The organism is uncultured Ruminococcus sp. (assembly GCF_937915125.1).
Taxonomy (GTDB): domain Bacteria; phylum Bacillota; class Clostridia; order Oscillospirales; family Ruminococcaceae; genus Ruminococcus_C.
In genome coordinates, this window is sequence record NZ_CALDMP010000035.1 from 44,525 (window position 1) to 55,773 (window position 11,249).

6 protein-coding genes and 1 CRISPR repeat array are annotated in these 11,249 nt (G+C 48.4%); all 6 genes read left to right on the forward strand.

Annotated features, from left to right (window positions below; all coding sequences use genetic code 11):
- Window positions 1–27 precede the first annotated feature (27 nt).
- The 6 genes from cas5c to cas2 are packed head-to-tail and all read left to right on the forward strand — an operon-like array spanning window position 28 to window position 5,427.
- On the forward strand, window positions 28–771 hold the full coding sequence (cas5c, locus tag Q0418_RS04255) for a type I-C CRISPR-associated protein Cas5c (protein ID WP_298482557.1): 744 nt from the start codon (window positions 28–30) through the stop codon (window positions 769–771).
- Window positions 768–2,591: a type I-C CRISPR-associated protein Cas8c/Csd1 gene (gene cas8c / locus Q0418_RS04260; protein WP_298482559.1), complete on the forward strand. Its 1,824-nt coding sequence runs from the start codon at window positions 768–770 to the stop codon at window positions 2,589–2,591. The genes cas5c and cas8c overlap by 4 nt, the downstream gene beginning before the upstream one ends.
- Window positions 2,591–3,442 (forward strand): type I-C CRISPR-associated protein Cas7/Csd2, encoded by an 852-nt coding sequence (cas7c, locus tag Q0418_RS04265; protein WP_298482561.1) that lies wholly within the window; start codon window positions 2,591–2,593, stop codon window positions 3,440–3,442. The genes cas8c and cas7c overlap by 1 nt, the downstream gene beginning before the upstream one ends.
- Window positions 3,439–4,101, forward strand: coding sequence for a CRISPR-associated protein Cas4 (cas4, locus tag Q0418_RS04270; RefSeq protein WP_298482563.1), 663 nt, complete (start codon window positions 3,439–3,441; stop codon window positions 4,099–4,101). The genes cas7c and cas4 overlap by 4 nt, the downstream gene beginning before the upstream one ends.
- Before the next feature lies 1 nt (window position 4,102).
- Entirely contained in the window at window positions 4,103–5,131 is a 1,029-nt protein-coding gene (cas1c, locus tag Q0418_RS04275) for a type I-C CRISPR-associated endonuclease Cas1c (protein ID WP_298482564.1), read from the forward strand.
- A 5-nt stretch (window positions 5,132–5,136) separates the two neighbouring features.
- A complete protein-coding gene (cas2, locus tag Q0418_RS04280) occupies window positions 5,137–5,427 on the forward strand; it encodes a CRISPR-associated endonuclease Cas2 (protein WP_298482566.1) in 291 nt (96 codons plus the stop codon).
- Between the two features lie 159 nt (window positions 5,428–5,586).
- Window positions 5,587–11,171: a CRISPR direct-repeat array (repeat unit 32 nt; unit sequence GTCGCCCCTTGCGTAGGGGCGTGGATTGAAAT).
- Window positions 11,172–11,249: the final 78 nt, after the last annotated feature.

The window sequence follows — 11,249 nt, forward strand, 5'->3', positions numbered from 1 at the left end:
TCAGTGAAATTGAAACAGAAAGGAGTTATGAAATTGAAGGAACACAGAAATACAGTGGAATTTTCTGTCTATGGAAAATACGCACTTTTTTCCGATGTGATCACCCGTCCCGGCAAAGAAAAGACAACGTATATGATACCGACATATGAAGCGCTGAAAGGGGTCATGCACAGTATCTATTTCAAGCCGACTCTGATATGGTATATTGACCGGGTGCGGATCATGAACCAGATTCAGACAGTTCGGAAAGGGATGCGTCCTCTGGTGTATGCTGATATGAAAAAACCGGATCTGGCGTATTATACCTACCTGACGGATGTGCATTATCAGGTGCAGGCACATTTCGAGTGGAATCTGAACCGTCCGGAGCTGCAAAATGACAGAAACGAAAACAAGCATCACAACATTGCAAAACGGATGATTGCACGAGGCGGACGGAGAGATATTTTTTTCGGGACACGTGAATGCCAGGGATACGTAGAACCATGTGTATTTGGCGAAGGCGAGGGCTTTTATGACAACAGCGGCACCGTGCCCTATAACCTGATGTATCACGGAATCACATATTCTGATGAAGTTGAGAATGAAGAGGACAAGGGTTTCATGACGGTACGCTTCTGGAATCCGGTCATGCAGGACGGAATCATCGACTTTCTCCCGCCAAAGGATTGCACGATCAAGAGAAAGATCAGGCCCATGGAAATGAAAGTATTCGGAAAAGAGCATCAGAATTTCAGTGGTTTGGACGAATTTTCAGAGGTGATGGAATGAGCTGGACAAATGAATTATACAAGGTTTATACGCACCATAAGGATGACCAGGATTTTCTGCCCCTGTATCATATTCAAGTGCAGGCTGCATATGAAGTTACCCTTGATGAAAAAAGCCGATTTGTTACCGCAGAAGCCCTGGAAAAAGAGCGAGCGGTAACGCTTGCTCCTGTTACAGAGGATTCTGCAACGAGAACCAGCGGTATGGCGGCTATGCCGTTTACAGAAAAACTGAGCTATATTGCAGGAGATTACAACCAGTATGCAGACGATAAGAATGCAGAAGAGAAATTTGAACTGTACCGGAAACAGATGGAGCGTTGGATGGGAAGTGATTTCTGCCATCCCGCTGTGGGTATCGTATATCAGTATGTGATACAGAAAAGTCTGATACATGATTTGGTGCGGTGTCAGATTTTCCAGACGGACGACAAAACCGGGAAGCCAAAGGTGGAGGATGTCTTTGTCAGATTCCGCATCAATTATACGGACAAAAGCAAAACGGCTAAGACCTGGGAAGATAAAGCGTTACAAGACTGCTTTATTGCGTTTAACCGGCAGGTGGAGGGCAAAAAGGAACTGTGCTATGCTTCCGGTGAGGTTGTTCCCATTACCTATAAGCATCCGGCAAAGATCCTGAATGCCGGCGATAAAGCAAAGCTGATCTCTGCCAATGACGATGCCGGTTTTGCCTATCGGGGACGGTTTTCTTCCAAGGAAGAGGCGTTTTCTGTGGGATATGAATATTCCAATCAGATTCATAATGCGCTGAGCTGGCTGATACAAAGCAAAAGATATGTGCGGTTTGGTTCTCTTTATCTGCTTATATGGGAATCAGAGGATCAGCCTCTGCCGGATATCTGCAAGCCGGCAATTGATATTGAGGACGAATTTGAAGGGGAGGATGCAGATGCATCGACATCCCCGGGGGCATATTCCAATTTTAAGAGCGATCTGTATCAGATGATTGAGGGCTATCGGCAGGATTTCGACTATGATGCCAAGGTCATGCTCATGGGACTGGATGAAACAACGCCCGGAAAAGGACGTATCTCCATGTCACTTTACACGGAGATTGCAGGCTCCAGATATCTGGAGAATATACAGTACTGGCATGAAACCACCGCAGCAGAACGGTGGTATGGCAAAAAGAAAAAGTCGGTTTTCAATTCCTTTTCCCTGTTTGAAATTGTCAATGCGGCATTCGGACATGAAGAAGGAGGAAAGCTTGCGTGCAAGTCGGAAGTTTTGGATAATACCATTCTCAGACTTGTTCCCTGCGTGACGGAACGCAGAAAAATTCCGTCTGATATTATACATCACCTGTGTGCAAATGCATCCCGCCCGTTGGCTTACGATAAAAAGTATAACCACAGACTGGTGCTGGAAGTTGCATGCGGTATGATCCGAAAAAGAAATATTGAAAAACACGAAGGAGTGGTAGCAGTGGCTTATGATCCCAACGAACGAGACCGCAGTTATTTGTATGGATGTCTGCTGGCGCTGGCAAACAAAACGGAGGCGGATACTTATGACGCCGATGACCGGAACTCACGCAGTACAAATGCCCAGCGATACTGGGAAGCGTTTTCCAAAAGACCTTGTCAGACATGGAAAATCATTGAAGAACGGCTACAGCCTTATCTGAACAAGGCGGGGAGCTACAGAACATATTATGAGAAGCGCTTCAATGAGATCATGGACAAAATGACCATGGACGTGTTCTCGGACGACAGCGCTTTGTCTCCGGCATATCTGCTGGGATATCATCATTATACATCTTATTTGTACAAGAAAAACAATACTGAGGAGGAATCGTAATGGCAGCTTTGGAACATAAAATTGATTTTGCGTTGATCGTCACCGTAAAAAATGCAAACCCCAATGGAGACCCCTTGAATGGAAACCGTCCCCGTGAGACCTATGACGGATACGGAGAGATCTCCGATGTCTGCATCAAGCGGAAAATCAGAAATCGCTTTCAGGATATGGGAGAGAATATCTTTGTCCAGTCTGCGGACAGAGCAACAGATGAATTCACAAGTCTCCAGGGCCGTGCAGAGGGCTGTACAGAATTAAAGGCAATCGTGAAAGGGAAAAAGACAGATGCGGTAAAATATGCAGAAGCTGCATGCCGGGAGTGGATTGATGTCAGAACCTTCGGGCAGGTGTTTGCATTCAAGGATATTTCAGTCGGTGTCCGTGGCCCCGTCAGCATTCAGCCGGCGATCAGCGTATCACCTATTGATATTGTCAGTATGCAGATTACCAAAAGTGTCAATGGCGAGGACAAGGCGGGACGTTCTTCCGATACCATGGGTATGAAGCATTCTGTAGATTTTGGCATGTATGTGATCTATGGCAGCGTAAATTGCCAGCTTGCAGAAAAAACAGGCTTCTCCGCAGAAGATGCGGCTTTGCTGAAAGAGGCGCTCAAGACCCTTTTCGAAAACGACTGTTCCTCTGCACGTCCGGAAGGCAGCATGGAAGTTTGCCGCTTGTACTGGTGGGAGCACGACTGCAAGATGCCGAAATACTCCTCTGCAAAGGTGCATCGTCAGCTGAAAGTGAATTTGAAAGAAGGCGTGCAGCGTCCTGCAAGCTTCTGGGATTATGAGATCTCACTGGATGCTCTTGAAGGGTTGTATGCGGAAATCATTGACCTGATATGAGTTATCCGGAAGAGGAATATCTGATGCTTTCCGGAATTCAGCACTTTATGTTTTGCCGCCGGCAATGGGCGTTGATCCACATCGAACAGCAGTGGGATGAGAATTATCGCACAATGGACGGAAAGCTTATGCACAACAAAGTTCATGACAACAGTTTCCGAGAAACGAGAAAGGGCGTTGTTACCATAAGAGCACTGCCGGTCAGTTCGGCTGTGCTTGGTATCAGCGGAGAATGTGATGCGGTGGAATTCCATAGATCGAAATCCGGCGTATGGATTCCAAAATTAGATGGGAAATATACAGCTGTTCCGGTGGAATACAAGCGTGGAAAACCAAAAGAGGATTTGTCAGATACTATGCAATTGCTGTTGCAAGCTATGTGTCTGGAGGAAATGCTTTCCGCTTCTATACCTTTTGGCTATTTGTATTACGGCGAAACAAGGCGTCGTGTCAAAATTGAATTTACGGATGCACTTCGGAAAACAGCACAGGAAATGACAGAGGAAATGCATGATCTTTTTCGCCGGCAGCATACACCCAAAGCTCGACGGACAAAAGCGTGCAACGCATGTTCGCTGAAGCATATCTGTCTGCCTGTGCTCCAGAAGAAGAAAACGGTACAATCGTATCTTCGTACAATGCTGGACAGTGAGGGATGATATGAAAAAACTGTTGAATACATTGTATATTTTTACTCCGGGCAAACGGCTTTCTCTGGCTGGAGAGACAGTTGTGATCAAAGATGGCGGCACAGTGGTGAGTACCGTTCCTTTAATCAGCCTAGAGAGCATTCTGATTTGCGGCGGAGGTGCAACACCGGAACTAATGGGAAAATGTGCATCTGATGGAATCGCACTGACGTTTCTGAACAGGCATGGCAAATTTCTCGCAAGAGTACAGGGCGCAGTCAACGGCAACGTCCTGCTGCGTAGACAGCAGTACAGAATTGCAGATGATGCACAGGAAAGTCTGAAAATTGCCAGGAATATGATTCTTGGGAAACTCTTCAACAGCCGGTGGACGCTGGAACGTACGATACGTGATCATGGATTGCGGATTCAGACAGAACGGTTCCGGGAAAAGTCGGATTATCTGAAAAACAATATCAAGAGGCTTTCGAAAATAGAGTCGCTTGATTCCCTGCGTGGTTTGGAGGGCGAATCTGCCGTTTCTTATTTTTCGGTATTTGATGATATGATCTTACAGCAGAAAGAACAATTCTATTTTAAAAACCGGAATAAAAGACCGCCGCAGGATAATGTCAATGCACTGCTGTCCTTTGCGTATAGCCTGATGACTTCCATGTGTTCTTCTGCGCTGGAATCTGTGGGATTGGATCCGTATGTGGGATTTCTGCATACAGACAGACCGGGGAGAGCTTCTCTTGCGTTAGATCTTGTGGAAGAGTTCCGTTCTTCCTTTTGCGATCGCTTTGTACTGACGCTGATCAATAAAAAGATCATCGGGGATTCCGATTTTATGCAGGAAGAGGATGGCGCAGTCTTATTGACAGATGAAGGCAGAATGAAGTTCATTCAGTCCTGGCAGAAGCGCAAGCTGGAAACATTGACGCATCCATTTCTTGAGGAAAAGCTCCAATGGGGATTAGTGCCCTATGTCCAGGCTTTGCTGCTTGCCAGATATATTCGTGGCGATCTGGATGAATATCCGCCATTTCTGTGGAAGTGAAGCCCATGCTGATATTGGTGACATATGATGTGAGCACAGAGGATAACGCCGGAAAAAAGCGCTTGCGCCGGGTTGCAAAAGAGTGCGTGAATTACGGAACAAGGGTGCAGAATTCTGTGTTTGAATGCGTCGTTGACGGCGCAAAGTTACGGCTGTTGAAGGAGAAACTGATCAATGTGATCGATCCGGAAAAAGACAGCCTGCGGTTCTATTGTCTTGGGAATAATTACAAAACTAAAGTGGAGCACTATGGCGTAAAAATGGGTCTTGATCTGGAAGAACCGCTGATCTTTTAGTGCGAATGTCAAGTGAACAGAAAATCACTGCTGGATTCGCACCGCTTTTTCTCGTGTTTTTTCACTTGCTTTTCTTATCAAAGTATACGAAAGTATTTGCTTTGTTGCAAAGTATACAGAAATCTGTTCTTTCTTATTGTAGATTTTGTCTGCTTTGCAGTCGCCCCTTGCGTAGGGGCGTGGATTGAAATTGCTCTGGTTTTGGCATAGTAGGAAATGCGCTTTGTCGCCCCTTGCGTAGGGGCGTGGATTGAAATTCCCCGGTGTGCCAGGATCAGCACTCTGCCGCCTGTCGCCCCTTGCGTAGGGGCGTGGATTGAAATTGATGTCTTTGCGCCAGAACCTGTGATGCCGTCTGCGGTCGCCCCTTGCGTAGGGGCGTGGATTGAAATCGGCTGAGAAAATGGATCACCGCCAGTACCTATTGGGTCGCCCCTTGCGTAGGGGCGTGGATTGAAATTGGTTGGTACAGATGCACTTACAAGCATACCGATGTCGCCCCTTGCGTAGGGGCGTGGATTGAAATTTTGTATTGACAAGTAGGTCAAAATGTAGTACAATGTCGCCCCTTGCGTAGGGGCGTGGATTGAAATGCCAATAATGGTATCCATATCATGCGCACATAGAGAGTCGCCCCTTGCGTAGGGGCGTGGATTGAAATGTCAATTTGCACAATTTCTACTTTGCCGACTGCGGTCGCCCCTTGCGTAGGGGCGTGGATTGAAATCGTGCTCCTGCTGGTATGTCAAAAAAAGACCTGTGTCGCCCCTTGCGTAGGGGCGTGGATTGAAATCATTGACGTATCTCAATATTTTACAAAAGGCATGATGTCGCCCCTTGCGTAGGGGCGTGGATTGAAATAGAACGCCAGGTTCGCCATCTGCGGCAATACGGTGGTCGCCCCTTGCGTAGGGGCGTGGATTGAAATCATGCTGGCGTTCAGATCGCACAGAATGTCATTCAGTCGCCCCTTGCGTAGGGGCGTGGATTGAAATGCTGCACGAAATTGGATATGGAAGTGGTGATGGAGTCGCCCCTTGCGTAGGGGCGTGGATTGAAATATTGACCCGTCAAACTTTTCGTTAAAGTCTCCAAGGTCGCCCCTTGCGTAGGGGCGTGGATTGAAATTTCCTACGGTACAACAGAAGCTTTGTTTCTTGGAAGTCGCCCCTTGCGTAGGGGCGTGGATTGAAATGCACTCAAAGCTATTGACAGTACATATATTGATGGTCGCCCCTTGCGTAGGGGCGTGGATTGAAATAATCGAACAGCTTGTATAATGAACAGGGTGCTCAGTCGCCCCTTGCGTAGGGGCGTGGATTGAAATTTAATCGAAAACAATTATGAATTTGAATGATGGAGTCGCCCCTTGCGTAGGGGCGTGGATTGAAATTGTGATGATACGGTCGGATTCGTCTGGACATATGTCGCCCCTTGCGTAGGGGCGTGGATTGAAATAATCGAACAGCTTGTATAATGAACAGGGTGCTCAACGGTCGCCCCTTGCGTAGGGGCGTGGATTGAAATCTAGACTTGCAGATGGTCTTTCTCAGCTTGCAGAAAGTCGCCCCTTGCGTAGGGGCGTGGATTGAAATCGCATATAACAAATTTTAATGTAAATCCATTGTCGTCGCCCCTTGCGTAGGGGCGTGGATTGAAATGTTTCCGTCCTCGTCAATGATGGTATCGTCATACGTCGCCCCTTGCGTAGGGGCGTGGATTGAAATTTTTCTATGCACCGCCATTACAGGACTAATTTTGTGTCGCCCCTTGCGTAGGGGCGTGGATTGAAATCCTGGGCAGGATACGACGTACACCGCAGGAACTGGTAGTCGCCCCTTGCGTAGGGGCGTGGATTGAAATCTGCGGTTTTATACCCACCTTGCTGCATAAGATCAGTCGCCCCTTGCGTAGGGGCGTGGATTGAAATGCAAATGATGGACTTGGTCACGTGTCAGATGCTGAGGTCGCCCCTTGCGTAGGGGCGTGGATTGAAATACAACTGTTGTGTTTCCACAGTCGCAAACGCACTCGTCGCCCCTTGCGTAGGGGCGTGGATTGAAATTAGGTTCGCCAGAAAATTGTGGTAAAGCACCATTAGTCGCCCCTTGCGTAGGGGCGTGGATTGAAATTGCTGGAGCATAGTTTCCACACCAATCTCCGTGCAGTCGCCCCTTGCGTAGGGGCGTGGATTGAAATAATCTGTAATATCATCTGGTAAGATTAGGATAAAGTCGCCCCTTGCGTAGGGGCGTGGATTGAAATGTTTATTTTGATGATTGACTCCGCAAGCACAAGGTCGCCCCTTGCGTAGGGGCGTGGATTGAAATGCCTCAATGTGCAGAGACGATGTCGCAGGAATCGTAGTCGCCCCTTGCGTAGGGGCGTGGATTGAAATTCAGCATCTGACACGTGACCAAGTCCATCATTTGCGTCGCCCCTTGCGTAGGGGCGTGGATTGAAATATCATTGACCAGCCGTTATCTGTTGTAGTATTTTGTCGCCCCTTGCGTAGGGGCGTGGATTGAAATGCATAAAATGGAATCTGCACTTGATGTGTGGATTGGTCGCCCCTTGCGTAGGGGCGTGGATTGAAATTCACCGACAACAACGTCTTATACGATTCCTGCGAGTCGCCCCTTGCGTAGGGGCGTGGATTGAAATCACATTGGGAGGGCTAACCAGTGATAATCAGCGAACGGTCGCCCCTTGCGTAGGGGCGTGGATTGAAATAATACAGACGTAATATCATTTGCATCCGCATAGGTCGCCCCTTGCGTAGGGGCGTGGATTGAAATACCCATAATGTTGCTCTTGTATGCCGTAGCTCATGGTCGCCCCTTGCGTAGGGGCGTGGATTGAAATCGAAGATGGACATGGACGGACTCGGAGACTACAGGTCGCCCCTTGCGTAGGGGCGTGGATTGAAATGACTGTTGTTGGGCAGTGGAATGCACAATCAAAAGTCGCCCCTTGCGTAGGGGCGTGGATTGAAATTCGTAAAATTTTTCTCTTTTCCATCGCCGTGCAGACCGTCGCCCCTTGCGTAGGGGCGTGGATTGAAATCTAGCAATTGACGTGTGCTCTCAACGTCGCTGTGTGCAGTCGCCCCTTGCGTAGGGGCGTGGATTGAAATTTTTGTCATGAGAGGAATCAATATTGAAAAGCGCAGTCGCCCCTTGCGTAGGGGCGTGGATTGAAATGTCCTCAAGATCAAAACCAACGCCAGCGGAAACCTGTCGCCCCTTGCGTAGGGGCGTGGATTGAAATTCACATCGTGGCTTTCATACTGCCACATCTTTAGTCGCCCCTTGCGTAGGGGCGTGGATTGAAATATCAACAGTAAACGATTGCACAATATTTTTCAAGGTCGCCCCTTGCGTAGGGGCGTGGATTGAAATAGCCAATCAGTAGCACCTGTAATACCATCCCATGTCGCCCCTTGCGTAGGGGCGTGGATTGAAATGTATTGTAGGTAGTACTTCGCTTGTCACCCATTTGTCGCCCCTTGCGTAGGGGCGTGGATTGAAATTGCTTGATGATCTTAGCAAGCTCACCAACAAGGATGGTCGCCCCTTGCGTAGGGGCGTGGATTGAAATTTGATCCTTTGCCTTATAACCATCAATAAACCCTCTGTCGCCCCTTGCGTAGGGGCGTGGATTGAAATATAAAAATCCTTGCGAAGATATCCGTATTGCAAGCGAGTCGCCCCTTGCGTAGGGGCGTGGATTGAAATCAAAAAAGGATGATCTTATTGTGTGCGGACGATGGTCGCCCCTTGCGTAGGGGCGTGGATTGAAATTTATCCTCCGCCGCTCTGGCTGTTGTATTGTAATGTCGCCCCTTGCGTAGGGGCGTGGATTGAAATTTCGGTTGATTATCCATCAATTTCCGCCGATGTTGTCGCCCCTTGCGTAGGGGCGTGGATTGAAATTATTAATGTCCGTTTGTCAAGGATTGCTCAATCGTCGCCCCTTGCGTAGGGGCGTGGATTGAAATTTGACGAGGAACATATCGAGTGGATAGAAAGTCCGTCGCCCCTTGCGTAGGGGCGTGGATTGAAATTGATATCAAGGGACATGGTGGCGTAGATGTTGCTGTCGCCCCTTGCGTAGGGGCGTGGATTGAAATGCTAATTCAAACTGCGCGTTTACGTTCGGGTGGAATCGTCGCCCCTTGCGTAGGGGCGTGGATTGAAATTGGGCTAAAAATCCCATTGTAGTATTTGGTTGACGTCGCCCCTTGCGTAGGGGCGTGGATTGAAATTATCTCCCGGTAATCATCAAAGATGTATTGCCAGGTCGCCCCTTGCGTAGGGGCGTGGATTGAAATATCTCGGTTATGTTTCTCAGCCTCGGTGGCTGGGGTCGCCCCTTGCGTAGGGGCGTGGATTGAAATTAACTGCATGGTGCCTGTTTTGGGGTGGAGAATACAGTCGCCCCTTGCGTAGGGGCGTGGATTGAAATTTAACTAGTATCCCCTATTACGTAAAGGAAGTTGAGTCGCCCCTTGCGTAGGGGCGTGGATTGAAATTTCAACAATACCACCTCCAAAAAAATGTTTCACGTGTCGCCCCTTGCGTAGGGGCGTGGATTGAAATTGAATCGAGCCGCCGACAGGCGGCGAGCACCAAAGGTCGCCCCTTGCGTAGGGGCGTGGATTGAAATATAAATTGGGGCTTGCAAAAAATAGCCCCGTGTGTGTCGCCCCTTGCGTAGGGGCGTGGATTGAAATCCGGTATGGGGGAGTGTTTAAAGGGTAGGGGCGAAGTCGCCCCTTGCGTAGGGGCGTGGATTGAAATGTGCTTTGTCCCATTTGATCCCGATGTTGAATTGTCGCCCCTTGCGTAGGGGCGTGGATTGAAATCGGATATAGGACAAAAGTCCAATTTCGAGCACGGTCGCCCCTTGCGTAGGGGCGTGGATTGAAATACTCCTGTTTTTCGCACGATCTGTCGTAAAAATGCGTCGCCCCTTGCGTAGGGGCGTGGATTGAAATGCTGCTGTGCAAAGAGCCCTGCAACATGACAACCCGTCGCCCCTTGCGTAGGGGCGTGGATTGAAATGTCAGTCACAAGATCAGCTACCTGGTGTAGCTGAGGTCGCCCCTTGCGTAGGGGCGTGGATTGAAATATGAAAAGCCCTCCCTTAATACGATGTGAATATTATAGTCGCCCCTTGCGTAGTGGCGTGGATTGAAATTTTTTGAATTTGACGAAGATGATTGAAAAAGGATGTCGCCCCTTGCGTAGGGGCGTGGATTGAAATACGAAGGATGAAACTGATTTTTGCACGGCTGTAGTTGTCGCCCCTTGCGTAGGGGCGTGGATTGAAATTGATAACTTTCTTGATACAATCTCAAAAGCACGTAGTCGCCCCTTGCGTAGGGGCGTGGATTGAAATCAGGGTAAACAGTATACGTTATGCACATCGTCTGATAGTCGCCCCTTGCGTAGGGGCGTGGATTGAAATCAACGTGAAAAGCAAGTATGACGTTTTTCTTTCCCACGTCGCCCCTTGCGTAGGGGCGTGGATTGAAATCAGTTTGGGCGGCTGTTCAAATTTGGCTTTTTTACCGTCGCCCCTTGCGTAGGGGCGTGGATTGAAATGTCAAAAATAATTGTTGTAACAAGGGGGAATTCTGGTCGCCCCTTGCGTAGGGGCGTGGATTGAAATCAGTAAAAACCTTGCCCAATTGTCCCACGTCCTGTCGTCGCCCCTTGCGTAGGGGCGTGGATTGAAATAACAATTATGACAAAATCCCTACTTAGTCTCTCCTTAAACCACAAAAAATCACCGAAATATCGACAAAATCGTCCAAA

Excerpts from the sequence above, each read along its gene's own strand:
- cas8c (WP_298482559.1), top strand. The coding sequence starts at position 768 with ATGAGCTGGACAAATGAATTATACAAGGTTTATACGCACCATAAGGAT.
- cas7c (WP_298482561.1), top strand. The coding sequence starts at position 2,591 with ATGGCAGCTTTGGAACATAAAATTGATTTTGCGTTGATCGTCACCGTA.
- cas4 (WP_298482563.1), top strand. The coding sequence starts at position 3,439 with ATGAGTTATCCGGAAGAGGAATATCTGATGCTTTCCGGAATTCAGCAC.
- cas5c (WP_298482557.1), top strand. The coding sequence starts at position 28 with ATGAAATTGAAGGAACACAGAAATACAGTGGAATTTTCTGTCTATGGA.
- cas1c (WP_298482564.1), top strand. The coding sequence starts at position 4,103 with ATGAAAAAACTGTTGAATACATTGTATATTTTTACTCCGGGCAAACGG.
- cas2 (WP_298482566.1), top strand. The coding sequence starts at position 5,137 with ATGCTGATATTGGTGACATATGATGTGAGCACAGAGGATAACGCCGGA.